Origin of the sequence: uncultured Pseudosulfitobacter sp., assembly GCF_963976325.1 — a bacterium.
In the GTDB taxonomy this organism is placed as follows: domain Bacteria; phylum Pseudomonadota; class Alphaproteobacteria; order Rhodobacterales; family Rhodobacteraceae; genus Pseudosulfitobacter.
In genome coordinates, this window is record NZ_CAXBJW010000005.1 from 63688 (window position 1) to 82914 (window position 19227).

Sequence of the window (19227 nt, forward strand, 5' to 3'; positions counted from 1 at the left end):
AGCCTGCGCCCCCGTCATCGGATCGGATTACTGGCCGTATGTGGCCGGATCGACCTTGGACAGCACTTGATCCCAGTAAAGCTGTTGCAGCTCTTCCTGCGAGGAAATGTCGCCAACCAGACCGTACCATTTTTCAAGGATCGGCGCGAATTCGGCGGTAATCTCTTCCGCGCGTTCAACACCGTAGGTGTCCTTGAAAAGGCCCGACACGGTTTTCAGATCCTGCGCTGCAAACTCTTTCACAGCTGCAAGAAGCTCGGGCGTGGGTTCGTGGAAGGCAATGCCCAGATCACGCGATTTCTGCACAGCGGCGCTGTCGTCGCTGTAGAAGTTCCAAGTTGTCGCAGCCGTCATGACGCTGCCACCCCACAACAGGGCCTCGCGGTCTTCGGTGCTCATGGCTTTCCAGCGGTCGGCGTTCACGTTGGCCGAGGCCACGCCGGCAAAGGCACCGCCCGGCACATCCAGCGTGATGTCGGTGACAACTTCGTACAGGTTGTAGTTGGTCAACTCTGGCGCACTGAGCATGGCGCAGTCCAGAATGCCCTGATCCAGCGCTTCATAAACTTCGTTCACCGGCAGGCGCACGCCCTGGGCGCCGAAATGTTCGGCAAAGCGGACAAAGCCCGCGCCACCGGCGCGCAGGCGCTTGCCTTTGAGGTCTTCGATGGTGGTGATCGACGTGTCTTTGCACAGCATGTTATACAGCGGGGTCACGCCGCCGCCGGTATAAACCTGGTTCTGGGCTTTGAATTCGTCCATGCACTCGGGGCAGTTGTTGAACGTATATTCCAGCATCGCACCGGTGAAGGCCAACGGCTCTTTGCCGGTGGGGTTTTCGGCCAGATTGATCAGCAGGTTCTGTTCGTGCAGGAACAGGTTGGTGCTGTATTCGGCCGGGTAATACGGCGTAAGCACAAAGCCCACATCGGCCAGGCTGTCGCGCACGCCGGGGCTGGTTTCGGGCAGGCTGAGCAACGACATGGCAAAGCCGGTGACCGAGATGTTGCCGGCAGAGCGTTCCTCGACTGCGGCGGCATAGTCGTCGACAGCCAGACCGACAGCCGAGTTGTTCGGATAGCCGTAGGCAAAGTTCAGTTTCTCTTTGGCGAGGACAGGCGTGGCCGCGATCAGGGCGGCCCCAAGCGTTGTGATGACAGTCTTGGTCGTGTTGCGTTTCATAAATGCTCCTCCCGAGCGGGTATCGTGAAACCGTGAAATATTCATGGGATTATGGCCCTGTGCAGCCTCAAGGCGGTTCTCCCCTACCGCGCAAAGCCATAACGTCCCGTGGTGTTGTCCTTGCGCAGAGGGTCCGGCAAAAACATTCCCACGAGTATGTTTCTACAATTAACGCTTTTGTGGTGGTGTCAAGCTGGTAGGATGCAAATCCAAAAGTGACGCAACGGAGCATTTCAAAATGACCTTGAGAACCGTCCTGACGGTGGATGATCCGACCTGCGGGGCGCGGGTTTAGGATGTCGCAGCCAGCTTCCGCGCCCGAGGGCAGGCATTTGTCGCGGCGCAGCATCGAAAGCCAGCAACAGATCATTCACGCGGCTGCGGTCTGCTTTATGCAGCACGGGTTGGAAAAGGCGACGGTGGACGAAATCGCGCACGTGCTGGGGTCGACCAAGGGGCGCGTTTACCACCACTTTGCGTCCAAGAACGAGATTTACTTTGCCGTCTATCGGCAGGCGATGGAATATTGTTTTGACGCAGTTCTGCCGCTGTTGGAACAGGACATTCCCGCCCCAGAGAAGCTGACCCGCATGGCCACAGCGCACGGGCACGTGATGATGGACACCCTGCCCTTTCAGCGCACCATCCGGCTGGGGGTGGACGTGTACCTGCGCGGCTCGGCGACCGAGGCAGAGCGCAAGGTGCTGGCCGATCTGATCGCCATGCGCAACGACTACGAGGCGCTGTACCGTGCGGTCCTGCAACAAGGACAGGACGCGGGCACGCTGTCGGTGCCCAGCGTCGCTTTGGCGGGCCGTGTGATCATGGGGGCGCTGAACGGGCTGGTGGACTGGTACCGCGTGCGGCCCGACCAGACACGCGCCGACCGCGACAAGATTGCGGTGTCGCTGGCCGGTCTGATCGTGGGCGGGCTGCGCGCGGACTAGACCATATCGCGCAGCGCCTTTTTGACGATCTTGCCGTTGGCATTGCGCGGCAGGGGATCGGCGCTGAAGGTGACAAAGTCGGGCGTCTTATAGTCGGCCAGACGGGTCGCGCAAAAGGCTTTGACCGCGTCCGCATCCAGGGTCGGGTCCGCGCTGTGCACGAACACCTGCATCTTTTCGCCCAGCACGGGATCGGGTCTGCCGATGGCCGCGCATTCGATCACCGCCGGATGGGCGGTCAGCGCGTTTTCGACCTCGGCGCTGTAGATGTTGTAGCCGCCGCGAATGATCATGTCCTTGCGGCGGTCGTGCAGCTGAATGAAACCGTCGGCATCGCACGAGCCGACGTCGCCGCTTTTCCAGAAGCCGTCGTGGAATTCGGCGGCGGTTTTTTCGGGATTGTTCCAATAGCCCGGCACCACCATCGGCCCCTTTATCCACAGCTCGCCATGTTCGCCGGTGGCGACGTCGCGGCCCGTCTCGTCGACGATGCGGATCTCGGCACAGGGCACGGCATGTCCCACGCTGTCGGCGCGGATATGCCCCTGACCCAGCGGCATGATGGTCGCGGGCGAGCTAAGCTCGGTTGCGCCATATGCGTTGACAAGTGTCAGGTTGGGCAGCTTTTCGGAAAGTTCGGCAATGGTCGAATGCGCCATGGGTGCGCCGCCGTAGCCGCCAATGCGCCAGTGATCCAGATCGTAGTCGGCAACGTTGCAGCGCAGCAGAAACAGGTTGTACATCGCGGGCACCATCAGCGTCTGGGTCACCTTCTCGCGGGCTGCAAGTTCCAGAAAGGTATCGGCCTTGAAGGCGCGCAGGATCACGCTGCACCCCGCGGTGCGCAGCATGGTGAACAGCGTCGCCACCAGCCCCGTCACATGGGACGCAGGCACCGCCAGCAACGAGCGTTCCTGCGCGCCCAGCTCCATGCACAGCTCGAAATGCATGGCCGAGTGGATGATGTTCAGATGCGCCAGCATCGCGCCCTTGGGCTGGCCCGTTGTCCCCGAGGTGTAGAGGATCACGGCGGTGTCTTCGGGGTCGACATGGGCGGCACTGGCCTGCGCGTCATGTGCGGTCAGGGCGGCGTAGTCTCGCGATTCGTCTACGGCACCCTCTATGCAAAACCGATGCTTGATCTGTGTGACCGTATCAGGCGCGGGCAGTTTGGCCGCGACATCGGTGTCGTGGACCAGCAGCATGGCGCCACAGTCGTTCAGGATATGTGCAAGTTCGGGCGTGCCTTCGCGCACGTTGATCGGAACGGCGATGGCCCCCAGGCGCAGGGCCGCCATCAAGACGATCAGGAATTCGGGCGTGTTGCCCGACACCAGCGCCACGCGGTCGCCCTGTTGCACACCGTGGGCCGCCAGCCCTGCGGCCACGGCCCCCACTTGGGCGTCAAGTCCTTCGTAGGACAGCCGGACATCGTCGCAGACCAGCGCCTCGCCACCGGCGTTGCGGTCCACGGCCTGTTGCAGCATGTCGTTCAGGTTCGCAGGCCTGTCGGCAAAGCATTTCAGCCCCTCGCGGCCAAAATGTGTCTCGCGCGTGATCCGATCGGTGATCTGTGATGCCCAGTTTGTCATGCCGTGTGTCCTCCCACTTGACGTGAAGCGATACATGCCAGCCAAGTCAGGGGAAACTCAATCCGGTCGCGCGCGCGCCGTTGCGGCATTTGGAAAATCAACCCTGCGCGCCGGGTGCGCCGGTCTGCTGGCGGGGCAGTGTCAGCACGGCGGCAAAGCCGCGCGAACTGCCAGCACGCGGCGAGAAGATTTCAAACGTACAGCCGGATTGGGTGCACAGATCCTGTACGATGGACAGGCCCAGCCCGTACCCGTCTGACAGCGTGGTTTTGCGGACGAAACGGGTCTTGATCGCGTTCAGGTCGGAGGGCGTCAGCGGGTCACAGTCATTGGACACGACCACCTTGCCGTGCTGGCTGGCGTCAACAACCGTCGGCCCAGGCCCTGCGGCATATTTCAGCGCGTTGTCGAACACGTTGCTCAGGATGATCCCCAGCGCGTCGGGGTCGATCCGGCTGGGCCATGTGCCGGTCGGCGGCTTGAGCACCAGCGCATCGGGGACGACGTCGCGGCGTTGCAGTTCGTTCATCATCAGCGCAATGACCGGGTTGATGTCGGCCCCCACCGCAGTCAGGCCCAGCCCGGACTGCGCCCGCGACATTTGCAGCAGCCGTTCGATCAAGCGGACCAGCCGTTTCAACCCGGCCTCGATTTCCGCGACATTGGCTGTTTGGGCCGGATCGGCCAACTGGGTGCGCAGCCGCTGGACATGGGCCAGACAGATGGCCACGGGGGTGCGCAGTTCGTGCGCCGCGTTGGTGGCAAAGGCACGCTCGGCGGCCAGCACGACATCCAGCCGCGACATCAGCGTGTCCAGCGTGTCGATGGCGGGGGTGATTTCGACAAAGGCGTTGTTCCGGTCGATGGGCGACAGGTTGTATTCGTTCTTTTGCGCGATGTTGTCGCTAAGCTTGGCGATCATGGCGACCGACCGGCGCACCGCCCAGAAGGACGCGATGGCGAACAACAGCCCCAGCAGGCCAAAGCCGACGACCACGCCGATGACCACGTCGGTGATCGCCTCGTTGCGCTCGATCATGGGTTCCGCGACGATCACGGTGCCTGCCCCGTCGCGCCGTGGGGCCAGCACGAACACACGGTGATGCTGTGCGGTGCTGAACCCCGGCACCAGCGGCGCGGGCGGGGACAGCCCTTGGGCCGATGCAGACCGCGCGACGACCGCGCCGGTGCTGTCGAGATACCAAAACAAGGTGCGTTCAGCCGGATCGCGGGCGTCGTTTTCAAAGGCCAGCAGACGCGACAACGCCCGTTCGGTGGCATCGTTGCCGCCGATCCGGGCGCGTGTTTCCTCGATGATTTCGATCAGCAGGTGGGCCTTGCTGGACAGGCTGGAGTCCAAAAGCTCGTCATATTCGTCTTTCAGAACGTGGTAGACGATGAACACCCCCAGCGCCATCACCACGATCCCCGGCACCAACAGCGAGGAGAACAGCGATTGCAGCAGGCTTTTGCGAGGGCGCATCATGGGTTCAACGCATAGCCCATGCCACGGTGCGTTGTAATCAGGTCTTTGCCCAGTTTGGTGCGCAGGCGGCTTATGTGCGCTTCGAGCGCGTTGCTTTCGACCTCTTCGCCGTAGGCATAGATCGCGGTTTCAAGGTTTTCCCTGGCGACGATCTGCGGTTTGCGGCGCAGCAGCACTTCGAGCACGCCCCATTCCTTGGCGGTCAGGCGCACGGGCTGGCCTGCGCGAATGACGCTGTGGTCGGTCATGTTCACCACAAGGTCGCGCAGTTGCACGGTCTGGGCGATCTGGTCGGCGCTGCGGCGGCAGACGGTGTGAATGCGGGCTTTGACCTCGTCCAGATCGAAGGGTTTGATGACGTAATCATCGGCACCGCGGTTCAGCCCGTCGATGCGGTCCGACACCTTGTCGCGGGCGGTCAGGATGATGATGGGGGTGCGCAGCGCCCTGCCCCGCAGCGTGCTGAGAAACCCCAGCCCGTCGCCGTCGGGCAATTGCAGGTCCAGCAGCACCACGTCGTAGTCGGTGGTGCGGATGGCGGCGTCGGCCTCGTCCAGTGTGCCGAACCATTCGACGATGTTCTGGTCCGCTTCCAGATGCTCTTTCAGCGGCCGGGCCAGCGCCGCCTCGTCCTCAATCAGAAGGATGCGCATTGTCTTCCTGCCGTTTCTTTCGCTTTTCCTGCGCCAGATAGGAATAGGGCAACGAGGCCAGATACAGACAGTTGGCCACGATCAGTGTTGGCCACGGATAGACCATCAGGCACACGACCAGCGCCACCACCCCCACCAGCGCGAACGACAGGTGCGCGCGTTTGATGCTGGCGTGTTTGATCGAAATCGTGGGGATCGTGCTGATCGCCAGAAAGCCGACGCCGATGATATAGGCCGCGCGCAGCAGTGGAAAGTTGGTCTCGGTCCAGCCGTGCAGGTAGAAGAACACCGGCATCAGCGCCAGACAGGCCAGCGCGGGGGCCGGGACACCGACAAAGTGGTCGTCTTTCTTCAGCGTGACATCGGTGGCTTTGGCCGACAGGTTGAACCGCGCCAGCCGCAGAGCACAGCAGACGGCCAGCACCAGACAGGCCAGAAACCCAAGGTTGGAATCCGCGGTGCCGATGTACAGCGTGTTGTACAGCAAGATGCCCGGCACGATCCCGAAGTTGAAGAAATCGGCCAGCGTGTCCAGTTCGGCGCCGAAAGGGCTGGCGCTGTCGAGAAAGCGCGCCAGTTTGCCGTCGGCGGCGTCCAGGAACACCGCGATCAGGATGAAATACAGCGCCATTTCGATGCGCCCGTCCAGGCTCATGCGGATCGAGGTCATGCCGGCACAGATGGCAAAGACCGTGACCATGCTGGGCACGATGTGGCGCAGTTTGAGGCGGGGGGGTGTTTCGGTCATTCGGCGATGCCTGCGCGTTGACGTGTGGGGTCGGCCAGATCGGCCAGAATGGTTTCACCGGCGACAGCCGTTTGTCCGACACTGACCAGCGGCGACACGCCTTTGGGCAGGTAGACATCCAGACGGCTGCCAAAGCGGATCAGGCCAAAGCGGTGGCCCGCTTGCAGACTGTCGCCCTCTTTGACGAAACAGACGATGCGCCGCGCCACAAGACCCGCGATCTGCACCACGCCGATGCGGGTGCCATCGGGGGCTTCGATGGTCAGGCTGTTGCGTTCGTTGTGAATGCTGGCCTTGTCCAGCGAGGCATTCACGAATTTGCCGTGACGGTAGATGATGTGCAGCACCTTGCCCGCGATGGGCGCGCGGTTCACGTGGCAATTGAAAACGTTCATGAACACCGACACGCGGGTCAGCGGTTCGGTGCCCAGACCCAGCCCCTCTTCGGGGACGACATCCTGGATCAGTGACACGATGCCATCGGCGGGCGACACCACCAGACCGGGCTGTTGCGGGATCACCCGCACCGGATCGCGGAAGAAGTAATAGCACCACACGGTCACGCCCGCGCCAACCCAGAACAGCGGCGCCCACAGCAATCCAAGAACAACGGCAATCGCGGCAAAGATGGCGACGAATTTGCGGCCCTCTTTGTGCATGGGAACCGCGACGATTTTCAGCATATTCATCAGTAAACTTTCAGGTCAGGACATCAGGCCAATACATAGGAACGTAGGACAACTGCGACCAGAAAAACACCATTGGCAAAAAGAAGGCACATCGTCGCAAGCGACCCAAGGTCTTTTGCGTCGCGTGCGAACTCCTCCCATTGGGGGGCCAGATGGTCGACAATACATTCGATTGCCGTGTTCAACGCCTCGACCGCGATGAGGCAGGAAAACAGGATCAGTAGGACGCAATAGTCAATAAAGCTTGCGCCCACGGCATATAGAAGCACACCGCAGACGGGCAGAGCCGTCACAATATGCCGAAACGCGGTCTCCTGCCACAGTCTTCGTAAGCCTCCCACAGAATAGCCTGCGGCGGCGAACACATGGGCCACACCGCTGACACGGGCGGGCTTTTGGCGCGGGGTTTGGGTGTTGCTATTCATTTACGGCCACCTGCGTTTTCAGTTTGCATGCCGCGAAGATGTCCAGTTCGGGATCGCGTTCGGCGGTTTGAATGTCAAGCATCCCCAACAGCGAGTGGAACAGGTTGTCATGGGACAGCAGCTTGTCCTTCTGGTCGGCGACACAGGATTCATCAATGCCAAAGCGGTTCTTGTACGCCTCGGACATCCACAGGATCATCGGGACATGGGTTTGCTGCTCGGGCGCCATGAAATAGGGCGAGCCGTGCAGGTACAACCCGCTTTCACCCAGCGATTCCCCGTGGTCCGACATATAGATCAGCGACGTGGCCAGCCGGTCGTGGGCATTCAGCAGGTCGATGGTCTGGGCCAGGATGTGATCGGTGTAGGCGATTGTGTTGTCATAGGCGTTGGTGATTTCCTCGGGCGTGCAGCTTTTGAATTCAGCGGTGTTGCACGACGGGGCAAAGCGCGCGAATTCCGGCGGATAGCGCAGGTAGTAGGTCGGCCCGTGGCTGCCCATCTGGTGCAGCACCAGAACGGTGTCTTCGGTGATGCTGTCGGCATAGGCCCTCAGCGCGTCCATGAACACGCCGTCGATGCATTCGCCCGCATCGCAAAAACGGGGGTCCTGTTCGTTGGTGAAGGACCGCATGTCGATGCGTTTCGCGTTGCCCTTGTCGCCGGTGTTGTTGTCCCACCACGCCACGTTCAGACCGGCGTGCTGGATCACGTCCAGCACGTTTTCGGTCGAGATGCCCTTTTCATAGGAATACTCATCCCGGGTGTATTTCGAGAACATGCAAGGCAGCGACACGGCTGTGGCGGTCCCGCAGGAATGGGCGTTGGTAAAGTTGATGATCGGCAGCTTTGCCAGCTCGGGGTTGGTGTCAACGCCATAGCCGTTCAGGCTGAAGTTCTGGGCGCGCGCGGTTTCGCCGGCCACGACGATGGTCAGCATGGGTTTGGTGGCCCCGTCATAGGCCGGCCCCTTGTGCGCGTCGGTGCCGATGCTGGCGACTTCTACGTTTGTCGTATGTGACACCATGCGCGCATAGCGGATCGCACCGACCAGCGGTGCGCCGGGCTGGTAGCTGCTCATGAAATCCTTACGCTCGCGCAGGATCGAGGAATAGGATTTCAGGTCGGCCATCAGCAACCCTGCGGCCAACGCCAAACTGACCACGCAGGTCATCACCGGCATGACCGCCGTGCGGATGCGACCCAGCGGTTTGATGCGGACCCAGACCAGCACCAGTGCCGGCAGCACGCCATAGATCAGCACGTGGATCACGAAACCCGCCGTGATCAGGTGACGCGATTCCGCAATTGTGGTCACCATGACATTCTGGATCATGTCGCGGTCGATGATCACGCCCAGCGCGTCGACGTAATAGGAAGTGATGGCGCTGAGGATGACGATAAAGCCCAGGAACGGCTTGACCGTCCACGGATAGGCGAACAGGCTGAACAGCGCCAGCGTCAGGGAAAACACCGCCAGCATGTAGCCTGCATAGGACAACGGATGCCCCGAGAAGATCTGTGTGGCCGTGGACCAGAAAGTCCCGTTGTCGGCAACAAAGACAAAGGCGATGGTCAGAACCGTCAGCAACAGCGGCGAGATTGCTATCGCGCCGCGCAGGTCGGACAGTCGGGTTCTAAGGGTTTGGAGAGAGATCATTGGGAGCTTCCGCACAGTTTAATTGTGTGCGGTTGACCACCCGAAGCTTACGCGAAGCTTACGGGTGAATATTTTGCGTGTTTTCGCGTTAAAATCTGGAAACCCCAGCAACTGTGCTCGAAAATCCCACGTTTCGAAATAAGTTCATGAAAGCACATGCGCTGCACCCGCTTCACGCGTTGCGGCATGTGCCACGACACGCTAGGCGCAAAAGCGGAAGACACCGGAGGTCTTCTGACAGCTTGACAGATCAAGGCCAGAAGGGACACAGGATGCGCATTCAGATCGACGTTGCGATGCAATACCGTTTCATGCGGCCCAACACCATTTTTCTGGCCATCGAGGCGGCGCGCTATGACGGTCAGGACGTGCTGCACGAAAACCTGTATCTGGGCGATATTCCCATCAACCGCATTGCGGGAGATTCGGATGTGGGCGAACGGATCTGGGCGCAGGTGCCGTGGACCGAACTGACCATGAACTATCACGCTCAGGTCGAGATTACCCGCCCCCCCGCTGTGCTGGAGCGATTGGACGCGGTGCCCGCGCATCTGATCCCGGGGCCGGTTGCCCCCTATCTGCGCCCGTCGCGCTATTGTCAGTCGGACAAGTTCGTGACCTTTGTCGAGCGTCGCTTTGGCAACCTGTCGGGTGGTCAGAAGGTCGCGGCGATCCGCAACTGGATCGAAGAAAACCTGACCTATGTGCCGGGCAGTTCGGACGCGGACACCAACGTGCTGGAAACCTTTGCCGGCCGTCAGGGCGTGTGCCGCGATTATGCCCACCTGATGTGCGCAATGGTCCGGGCCGCGCAGATACCGGCGCGGATGGTCGCAGCATTCAGCCCCGATGTGACGCCCCCCGATTTCCATGCCATGACCGAGGTCTGGCTGGACGGAAAATGGCATCTGGTCGACGCCACCGGCATGTGCAGCGCCGACAGTACGGCAGTGATCGCCGTGGGCCGCGATGCCTATGACATCGCGTTTCTGGATTCCCAGGCGCCGGCCGAAATGCTGTATCAGTCGGTTCAGGTGATGCGAACCTAGGCGCGCAGTGACTGTGGCTTAGACGCTTGGGGCGCCGTCGCGGCGCATAAATCACCTATGGCATTTGGTGCAAAACCAGGGTGCGCCGCCTATCCCAGTCAGATGACTTGCAGGTCTTGCCGTATGTCGAGATCAGGCAACAGGTCATCGTTTTCTAGGGTTACAGCACGTTTGTGCCCTTGGCGGCGCAGCCAGACCAAGGGAAAGTCAAACAAAACCTCCCGCAAACAACGGCGGGCAAGAAACTTTAACAAAACTTAGTTCTTTGAGGCCGTGCAAAATATGAGACGAGGCAGTTCGACCGTCCCTGTCCAAACCCTGATTGCAACTGTGTTGCTGTCCATGGCCGCGCTTGCCGGCATCTATTTCGAACTGGCCATTTCCTTCTCGGTTGCGTTCATTTTCGGATCGGTCGCCGCATTGCTGGCGCTTCAGTTTCTGGGCCTGCTGCCCGGCCTGATCGTGGCGGCGGTGGCAGGCGCCTACACTTGGTTCAACTGGGGCCATCCTTACGTCCTGCTGATCATGACGCTTGAGATCCTGTGCGTCAGGCTGACCATGCGGCGGATCAACAATCTGGTGCTGTCGGATGCCGCGTTCTGGCTGGTGATCGGCGGGCCCCTGGTTGCCATATTGTATTGGAAACCGCTGGATCTGCCGCTGGACTCGGCGGTGATGATCGCGCTTAAGCAATCTGCCAACGGTGTGATGAATGCCTCGATTGCGACGTTCATCGTGGTGGGGTTGGCGCTAAGCCCGATAGGTCGCAACCACCCGAAGCTGGGCGTGTCCTATACGGGCGTCGTCTTTGCGGTGCTTATGTTTCTGGTGACGGTGGTCGGGGCCGCGCTGATTGTGTTGGGCAGCCGCGACCTGTTTGCGACCGAAAGGCTAAAGGTTTCGGAAACGCTGCAACTGGTGCTGTTGCTGACCCGAGAAGACCTGAAACAGGTGATAGACGGCGGTTCGGGTGGGGCTGATTTGCAATCCACGCTGGACCGCGCCGCGGCCAAGGTCGATGCTTTGATCGACAGCAAGACGGGGGTTACGGTTGGCATTCTGGACCCGCAGGGCAACCTTGTCGCCCAACACGGAACGCTTCGCAGCTTTGAACAACAGACGGTCGACGCCGGAGAAGGGATGCAACGGTGGGAACCGCAAGGCGATATGGCTGAATTACAACGCACCGCAGCCGGCCGCTTTGTCAAATCTCTGCCGCTTGACATCGACGGAGCGCCCTATGTGATCACCGCCGAAAGTGCCGTCGCACCGATGGTGGCGAAACTAGCCCAAAGCAGCCGGAACGACATGTTTGCACTTGCGGTGATCATGCTGTTTTCGACCTTGCTGGTGCAAATGCTTAGCATGATGACGACCCGCACCATTCGCAATCTTGCACAACTGAGCAGCCGGGTCAGTCAGGCGATTTCCGCAGGCGACCAAAGCCCGCCGACCTTTCCCAAAAGCAACATTCAGGAATACGAGATGCTGTCGACCTCGTTGCGGGAAATGAGCGCACAGATCGCGCATGACTTTGCTGTGCTGTCCGACCTGAAGGACACGCTGGAAAAACGCGTGCGCCTGCGCACCGCCCAGCTAAAGCGGCTGTCGCAGGTGGCCAGCCAGACCACAAACGGTGTGATTATCACCGATGTGCGCGGACGCATCGAATGGATCAATGACGGCTTAACCCGGATGACCGGTTTTGCGTCGGATGAGGTCATGGGCAAGAGGCCGGCCAGCTTTCTGTATGGCCCCAAGACCGATATGGAAACCGTCGCGCAACTGAACGCCGCGCTGGCGCTTGAACAGGATTTCGAGGCCGAAATCCTGCACTATACGCGCACGGGCCAAGAGTTCTGGACCGAAGTTTCGTGCAGTGCGCTGCATGACTATCGGGGACGGGTCAACGGCTATATGGCGGTACTCACGGATGTCACCGAACTGAAAGAAAGCGCAACCAAGCTGGAGCGTACCTTGGAGCGGCTGGCGCTGGCGCTGGACGCGGGCCACATCGGCGTCTGGGAGTGGAACATCGAGACGGACACGACGTTTTGGGATGACACCGTTTACGATATCTTTGGCGTAGAACCCGGGACAGAAATCAATGTCGACGTCTGGAAAAACGCCGTTCATGTCGATGATGTATCGCGCAACCAGCAGTTGCTTGAACTGGCGCTCAGCCCCAACGACAATGTGCTGGAGGACGAATATCGCATCCATCACAAGACCCGTGGTGAGCGTATCGTCAAAAGTGTGTCCAGGGTGGTGTTCGATGACCAGAAACGCCCGACACGGATCACCGGCATCAATTTTGACGTGACCGAAGACAGGCAGACCGAAATCGAGATCCGAGAGCTGGCCGAACACACCGAAACGGTGCTGAACAACATCGTCGACGGTATCATCACCATTGATCTTCAGGGGGCAATCCTGTCGTTCAACACTGCTGCTGAAAACATATTCGGATATCGCGAGGCCGAAGTGCTTGGGCGGCATTTCAGCGTGCTTCTGGACGGCGGCAACACCGAACAACTGGCTGCGCTTATTCAGGAGTACAGAGGTTTAAGCGACGCCGACAAGCGTGTGGCCCGCGAGATTCAGGGGCGGCGCAAATCGGGGGCGGATTTCCCGCTGGAATTCGCCTTTGCCGAAATTCGGCGCGATGGCCAAAAGGTGTTTGTCGGCATCGCGCGCGACATCACAGAACGCAAACGGATCGAGCGGATGACCAAGGAGTTCATCTCGACCATCAACCACGAACTGCGCACGCCGCTGACATCTATTCAGGGGTCTTTGAAGCTGATTGACAGCGGGATGATCGGGGCCTTGCCCGACAAGGTAAAAAAGATGGTGTCGGTATCGCTGCGCAACAGCGACCGGCTGCGCAAGCTGATCGACGATATGCTGGACATCGACCGGATGATCTCGGGCAAGATGCGGTTCAACATGGCCCGCCACCCGCTTGAGCCGCTGCTGGAACAGGTGATTTCCGACAACCAGGGCTTTGCCAACAGCCACGGGATTGCGCTTGCGCTGACCTCGGATGTGCCGGGCGTCGATATCCTGGTGGACCGGGACCGGTTTGTGCAGATCATGTCGAACTTTATCTCGAACGCGATCAAGTTTTCCGATCCCGAAGGCAAGGTCGAGGTTGCGGTGGCCACAACCGACGACGACGTGACCGTCCACATCGTTGACCAAGGGTGTGGCATCCCCGCGGCGCTGCATGAGCAGATTTTTGAACAGTTCTTCCGGGTGGATTCGTCGGATTCCAGCAGCATCGGCGGCACCGGTCTTGGCCTGTCCATTGCCAAGGCGATGGCCGAGCAGATGAACGGCACCGTGGGCCTGCATTCGGTCGTGGGTGAAGGCAGCGATTTCTGGATCAAGCTGCCGCTTTGAAGGCCGGCTTGCCCAGAAATATTTCTTGGGGGTGCTCGAATTTGCGCTTGAAGACGTATATATTGTAGTCACGACCAAACGACGCGCCGACGCGATCACAAGACGACACCACTCGAAATCAGAAGACAGCATCGCGGGCCTTATGACGGGCAGGCGATGATCGACCGCAGCCAGGCCTGTGCCATTGTGGCACCGGATCGCTGCATTTTGGAAGGACATTCCATGGCCAAAGGCAACAACAGCAAGCGCGGCAATAAAGAAACCAAGAAACCCAAACAGGAAAAGCCAAAAGTTCTGGCGACAGCCAATTCGCTGTCGGGCAAGAACGACCTGTCAATCGGGGGCAAGAAGCCCAAGTAACCACATCCGGACCGGGCCCCTTCGCGCAGAGGGGGTCCCTTCCGCCAGTCACTATCTATTGTGCAAAGCCGTGCATTCGGGCACGCTGACCCCCAGATCAATTCCAAGGGTTGGCGATGCCAGAAATCAGTGCAAGCGGGGTCGTCCTTGGCATTCTGGCCGCGATCCTGTCACGCCGTGTCCCTGTGCGCCGCGATCCGCGGCGCCCGATGCCGTTGTGGGCCTCGGTTCTGTTCGGGTCACTGGTGGCCTATGTCGGCCCCCCTTTCTTTGACATGATTGCCCGGTTCTGGCGCACGATCCCCTTTCTGCCCGAAGTCACCGAAGGCATGGTATTTCTGGGCCTGTTCGTGGGGTTTTTCTTGTATTTTGTGTTCGAGCGTCAGGACCGTCCGCGGCGTATACCCGTCTGGGCGGTGGTGGTGATTTCGATGGTCACCGCCTTTGCGCTGCCACCGCTGCTTTACCGCGTGACGGGGTCGTACTCCATGATAGCCCTGCGGGCGGATGTAAACCAATGCACCCAAGGGGTGCGCGGCGAAACACAGCCCAGCCGGGTCAGCAACACCTGTGATTTTCCGATTGTGGTCGGCCTGTGCGCGCCGGACGAGCAAAACCCAACCCCCTGCGCGCAACAGGTGACCCTGGCCCCCGGCGAAACCGCCAGCCTTGACCCCAAAGGAGCCACCCTTGCCTATGCGCCGGGCAACCGCGACGGGCTGTCCGTGGTGGCCTGCCGCCCGCCGAACCGCCCATCGCGGATGCTGAACCAGACCAACAAATATTATACAGGCGTGTGCCTGCCCGAACTTTAGCCCGCCGGCTTTAGACGGTCGCGGCCATGGCGTGCAGCACCTTACGCAATTCGGGCGGGGTCGCGCCGTCGTTGCTGTTCCAATAGGCCGGCGTCGCCTTGTAGGGCAGCCGCACATGCGCCTGAATTTGCGTGGACGCCACATAGCCTGGCAGCAGGCACAGGTTTTGCGGCACCTGATCGGCGGGAGTCTGCGCGATATAGGCGGCTGTCGCCCGCGAGATCAGACCCGGCCCCGTCTTGGCCCATGTGTTGTCGTTCTCGCGCGCCAGCAGGGATGCGCGCGCCATGTCCACGGCAATTTGCAACAGCGGGTGACCGGCACGCGCCATCATCAGGTTGTTGGCAATCGACCCGATCACAGGTTCGCGAAACAGCACGACCCCGCGCCCCAGCACCCGCAGGGCATCAATATCCCCCACCAGCATGTCATCGGCGTCGGTGTAAATGCCGCCATCTGCCAGCAGCAGGCACAGCCGCAGGAAATCGCATTCTTCGGCCACGTTGTTGGCCATCCGAAACGCCTGTACGTGGGCCGCGTCAAAGCGGTCCTTGAGAAAGGTGATGGCGCCCGCCTTGTCGTAGCGATGATAGGTATAGCCCGGCAGATCCTGCCAGCTTTGCATGACCGCCGCGACCTCGGGTGGGATGGTGGCGGTGTCCCAGTATTGCAGGACGCGGCGCGGAATGTCGGGGGCACCGGCAGGTGCCGCGCCCGTCGGCACGGTGCCTTGCCAGCGGTCCAGCGCCAGCTTGGCGGGGTGAAAGAACACCCGCTCAAGCTCGGGCGACATATCGGGCGACAAGCCGTCGTTCGAGCGCAGGAACAACTGCGCCTCGTTCAGCAAGGCGCCGATGTGGGTCGCGCGAAACTTGGAATTGGCACCGCCGCCCCGCCCCATGCCCGACGACACCACACGCGCCAGCGCGTTGGCGGCGTCAATCTCGCCACGGCCCAGTTTCAGCCGCATCATCTGGAACGGGTTCAGCAACGCGGCCCCGATGTCGCCCGCTTGGGCAATCAACGCGTCGGCCTTTTCCAACTGATTGCTTTCCAGCAGGATGTGCAGGCGCATCCGCAGCACCCGCGCGCTGAGCGGATCGGCAGAGGCGGCCAGCAGGTCCAGCGCCTGTTGCGGCGCGCCAAAGCGTTGGTAGGCGGTGGTCAGCAGCGCCAGAAAACGGAACGAATTGGGCCAGCGGCGACGGCAAAAGCCCAGGTAGCGCAGAACGGTTTTGCGTTTGCCCGCCTGAAACAGAACCTCGACCAGATCGGCGGCCTCGTTCGGCGCGCGCATCTTGACCCGCGCCGCACGCGCACGGGCCAGCGCCACGTCGGGGCCGTCCAGCAACAGGTCACTTTGCAACCGGAACCGTGCAATCTCGTTTTCCGGCAGGTGCGTTTCCAGCCAGTGGCGCACTCCGACCAGCAGGTTTGCGTCGGCAGCGGTATGCGCCAGCTTCACCGCATAGGTCGCCAAGGGCAATGATACCGTGTCACGCGCCGTGGCTTCGGCAAAGGCCGCAGCGGCCAGTTTGAAATCGCGGTTCTTTTCCGCGACCTGCATCAGCCGCAGAAGTTGCGGGGATGACCAATGTTCCAGCCGCTGCGTCGCCTTCGCCAGCACCGCCTGTGCGCGGTCCGACTGGTCAAGCTTCAGCGCAAGGTCACAGTATTTCAGCACGATGTCGGGATCGGCAGCGCGCAGGGTCGGTTTTGGGCGGTCCATTCAGTCCGCCGCCTGAATGTGCTGTTCCAGCAGCTCCATCGCCCCCACGACATCGCCGCGTGTCTCGGCCAGTTCGGCCAAACCCAGGATGGCTTGGGTGTTGGTGGGGTCGGATTGCAGGATTTCGGTAAAGATCGCCTGCGCCGCGGCCACCTCCCCGGCATCCAGTGCGGCGCGCGCGGCTTGCAGATGTACGGGCGATGCGGGCGGCGCGTCGGACCGCAGGGCGGACAACACGGCAAAAGCTTCGGCGGGTTGCCCCGATTGCAGCAAGATCTGCCCCTTGCGGCGCGCAATCTCGGGGTCGTCGGCCCCCAGACGGGACAGCGCCAGATCGCAGGCCGCCAGCCCTGCGTCCATGTCACCGGCCAGCAGCGCCATTTCGATCTGTGCTGTCAGGGCACCGCGATGCGACGGGGTCAGGTCCAGGATCGCCGTATAGATCGCGGCCGCCTCGTCCGACCGGCCCACCGCGCGCAGGGCAGCGGCCAGCGCGACCTGCACCGCCGTGCTGTGGGGGGCCTGACGCAGCAAGGTCTGCAAAATCCCGATCGCCTCGTCGGTGCGGCCAATGCGTTGCAGGGCATTGGCCAGCTTTTGCTGCAATGCGCTGTTTGCACCAAGCTGTTCCAGCCCCAGCTCGCACCGCGCGATTGCAAGAGGTGGGTCGCCCATGGCCAGCGCCACGTCCGCCCTGCCGATCCATGCCGGTTCGGCCTTTGGGTTTTTCGCCAGCACCTGTGCAAAGATGCGGTCGGCCCCGGCAAAATCCCGCACCGCCATCAGCCCGCGTGCGACGGCCAGTTTTTGTTGCAGCGTGGTCGCGGGATCGGTCGCCAGCGCGCCCAGCACCTGTTGGGCCTGTGCCGTCTGTCCCAGCGTCCGCAGCGCCGTGGCCCGTTTCAAAAGCAGCGCCGCATCACCCGGCATCACCGCCAGGGCGGCGGTGATATAGGACAACGCCGCCTGAAGATCGCCCGCCGCCATGCTGGCATCGACACGCCCGATCAAGGCCGGTTGAAAGTCAGGTGCCGTCGCCAGCACAGCGTCATACAGCGGGATCGCCTGTGCCTGTGCGCCAAGACTGCGCAATGCGGCGACAACGCCCATGCGCACCGGGTTGTCTGACGCCTCCAACCTGTGCGGTGCCACCAGAATATCACGCGCCGCGATCAGATGGGATGTCAGAGCGGCCTTGCAATCAAAGGAAGTGGCGTCGGGCATGGACTGGGAGCCTAAGGCAAAAAAGGGGAGTGTCGTCTGCGGCAGACGTTTTCAGGTTCGCGCAGCGGACTCAACCCCCGCGGTTCACGTATGCATGGGCCGCGGTCATGAAAAAGCCCGGACCACGGGATGCGGTCCGGGCTTTCAATGTGGCAAGGATCAGATCATGCGACCTGACGCGCGTCCAGCCATGCGCGGATCGCGGGCGGCAACAGCCGCGCTGCGGACACACGCGGGCGGTCCATTTCCGCGATGGGCAGCTCGTCGCCGTACAGGTCCAGGTATTCCTGATAATTGTCAAAAGACTGGCGGGTCACATAGTCGACAAACGTCTCGGAGGCCGCACCATTGGCCAGGATCGCATCATGGGCGGTGGTCTCGATGTGATAGACGGTAAAGTGGGTGTCCAGTTCGGCAGGCTTCACAAAGCGGATGCTGGTGCCGTTGACCAAAGCCGACGCATTGATGATCAGATCGTTCAGGATCATGCCGTGGTCTGCGGTGACGACCAGATCACGTGTGGGGACATTTTCGCCCAGCGCGCCTGCGGCGATCTTGACCGGCTCGTTGCGCTTGGCCAGACCGAACATCGGCATAATGGTGCGGTGGCCGACCCATTTGACGCGGGTTTCGGCGCCATCTGCCGTGATCAGACAATCACCGATTTGCAGATCCTGAACTGCGACTTCACCAGCGGATGTGGCAATCATCGTGTCCTTGGCAAAGCACGGAACTGCATAGACATCTCCTGAGTTCAACGCCAGGCTCGCGGGAGTGCTCACGGGGTCTTGTGTCATAAAAACAGTCACGAAATCCGGAAAGTCAGTGTATTCAAAGACTGGCCAGGTCACACCGTCGATCACCATGGTGCCGATATAAGAGATCGGAAAACCGCCCGCCGTGGTGGTGTCACCCAGCTCGAAAGTTGTATCCGCATCACCATCGTCGAGATTGAAAGGACCGTCCTGAACAGACGGGGCTTGTGCATCTGTTTTAGAATAGGTGATTGACTTGGTTGCCGTAAAACTTGCCATTCTGGGTATATCCTAATGCATGTCGTGAGATCGGCCGGCTGAATGCCGCATTACCGTTAACAACTGGTTGCACAGTTCCCTGACTGATTCAAGTTTTCTGGCCACTCCGCAAGCCTGCGTTCTGGAGAAGGCGCAACACGGTGCTTCACGTGAAAGTCCTGTCACATTCTCGACGTTAAGATAGGCGGATTAGGTATTGGGGGATGTAGTTTGACGTGCGTTGGCTTGA

General features: G+C 60.9%; 16 protein-coding genes. 5 read left to right on the forward strand and 11 right to left on the reverse strand.

Features of this window, described 5'->3' with window-relative positions; genetic code table 11:
* Positions 1-27: 27 nt before the first annotated feature.
* Positions 28-1182 carry a C4-dicarboxylate TRAP transporter substrate-binding protein gene (locus AAC077_RS14270; protein ID WP_339770727.1) on the reverse strand — a complete coding sequence of 385 codons (1155 nt, stop codon included), beginning with the start codon at positions 1180-1182 and terminating at the stop codon, positions 28-30.
* 296 nt (positions 1183-1478) lie between these two features.
* Here AAC077_RS14270 and AAC077_RS14275 point away from each other — a divergent pair, with 296 nt between their 5' ends.
* Entirely contained in the window at positions 1479-2129 is a 651-nt protein-coding gene (locus AAC077_RS14275) for a TetR/AcrR family transcriptional regulator (RefSeq protein ID WP_339770729.1), read from the forward strand.
* Here the strand turns inward: AAC077_RS14275 and AAC077_RS14280 are convergent.
* The 7 genes from AAC077_RS14280 to AAC077_RS14310 all read right to left on the reverse strand — a co-directional run bounded on the left by AAC077_RS14280 (position 2126) and on the right by AAC077_RS14310 (position 9382).
* On the reverse strand, positions 2126-3721 hold the full coding sequence (locus AAC077_RS14280) for a class I adenylate-forming enzyme family protein (RefSeq protein WP_339770731.1): 1596 nt from the start codon (positions 3719-3721) through the stop codon (positions 2126-2128). The two genes, AAC077_RS14275 and AAC077_RS14280, sit on opposite strands and share 4 nt — an antisense overlap.
* A 97-nt stretch (positions 3722-3818) precedes the next feature.
* Complete coding sequence (locus tag AAC077_RS14285; protein ID WP_339770733.1) at positions 3819-5204, reverse strand: HAMP domain-containing sensor histidine kinase; 1386 nt, start codon at positions 5202-5204, stop codon at positions 3819-3821.
* Complete coding sequence (locus AAC077_RS14290) at positions 5204-5860, reverse strand: response regulator transcription factor (RefSeq protein ID WP_339770735.1); 657 nt, start codon at positions 5858-5860, stop codon at positions 5204-5206. Before AAC077_RS14290 ends, AAC077_RS14285 begins: the two co-directional genes overlap by 1 nt.
* Entirely contained in the window at positions 5841-6608 is a 768-nt protein-coding gene (locus AAC077_RS14295; protein WP_339770737.1) for a phosphatidylcholine/phosphatidylserine synthase, read from the reverse strand. Before AAC077_RS14295 ends, AAC077_RS14290 begins: the two co-directional genes overlap by 20 nt.
* Positions 6605-7297, reverse strand: a complete 693-nt coding sequence (locus AAC077_RS14300; RefSeq protein WP_339770739.1) for a phosphatidylserine decarboxylase — start codon at positions 7295-7297, stop codon at positions 6605-6607. Before AAC077_RS14300 ends, AAC077_RS14295 begins: the two co-directional genes overlap by 4 nt.
* A gap of 23 nt (positions 7298-7320) precedes the next feature.
* Positions 7321-7722 (reverse strand): diacylglycerol kinase, encoded by a 402-nt coding sequence (locus AAC077_RS14305; protein ID WP_339770741.1) that lies wholly within the window; start codon positions 7720-7722, stop codon positions 7321-7323.
* Positions 7715-9382 (reverse strand): phosphoethanolamine--lipid A transferase, encoded by a 1668-nt coding sequence (locus tag AAC077_RS14310; protein WP_339770743.1) that lies wholly within the window; start codon positions 9380-9382, stop codon positions 7715-7717. The genes AAC077_RS14305 and AAC077_RS14310 overlap by 8 nt, the downstream gene beginning before the upstream one ends.
* 272 nt (positions 9383-9654) lie before the next feature.
* Here AAC077_RS14310 and AAC077_RS14315 point away from each other — a divergent pair, with 272 nt between their 5' ends.
* The 4 genes from AAC077_RS14315 to AAC077_RS14330 all read left to right on the forward strand — a co-directional run bounded on the left by AAC077_RS14315 (position 9655) and on the right by AAC077_RS14330 (position 15011).
* Positions 9655-10431 carry a transglutaminase family protein gene (locus tag AAC077_RS14315; protein ID WP_339770745.1) on the forward strand — a complete coding sequence of 259 codons (777 nt, stop codon included), beginning with the start codon at positions 9655-9657 and terminating at the stop codon, positions 10429-10431.
* A 342-nt stretch (positions 10432-10773) separates the two neighbouring features.
* Positions 10774-13836: a PAS domain S-box protein gene (locus AAC077_RS14320; RefSeq protein ID WP_339770747.1), complete on the forward strand. Its 3063-nt coding sequence runs from the start codon at positions 10774-10776 to the stop codon at positions 13834-13836.
* 222 nt (positions 13837-14058) lie between these two features.
* Positions 14059-14196 (forward strand): hypothetical protein, encoded by a 138-nt coding sequence (locus AAC077_RS14325; RefSeq protein WP_339770749.1) that lies wholly within the window; start codon positions 14059-14061, stop codon positions 14194-14196.
* Positions 14197-14312: 116 nt separating this feature from the next.
* Complete coding sequence (locus tag AAC077_RS14330; RefSeq protein WP_339770751.1) at positions 14313-15011, forward strand: hypothetical protein; 699 nt, start codon at positions 14313-14315, stop codon at positions 15009-15011.
* A 10-nt stretch (positions 15012-15021) separates the two neighbouring features.
* Here the strand turns inward: AAC077_RS14330 and AAC077_RS14335 are convergent, their stop codons facing one another.
* The 3 genes from AAC077_RS14335 to AAC077_RS14345 form a co-directional block, all read right to left on the reverse strand.
* Positions 15022-16740 (reverse strand): glycosyltransferase, encoded by a 1719-nt coding sequence (locus AAC077_RS14335; RefSeq protein WP_339770753.1) that lies wholly within the window; start codon positions 16738-16740, stop codon positions 15022-15024.
* Entirely contained in the window at positions 16741-17964 is a 1224-nt protein-coding gene (locus AAC077_RS14340; RefSeq protein WP_339770755.1) for a tetratricopeptide repeat protein, read from the reverse strand. It abuts the gene before it with no gap.
* Positions 17965-18128: 164 nt separating this feature from the next.
* Entirely contained in the window at positions 18129-18998 is an 870-nt protein-coding gene (locus AAC077_RS14345) for a Hint domain-containing protein (protein WP_339770757.1), read from the reverse strand.
* Between the last annotated feature and the right edge of the window lie 229 nt (positions 18999-19227).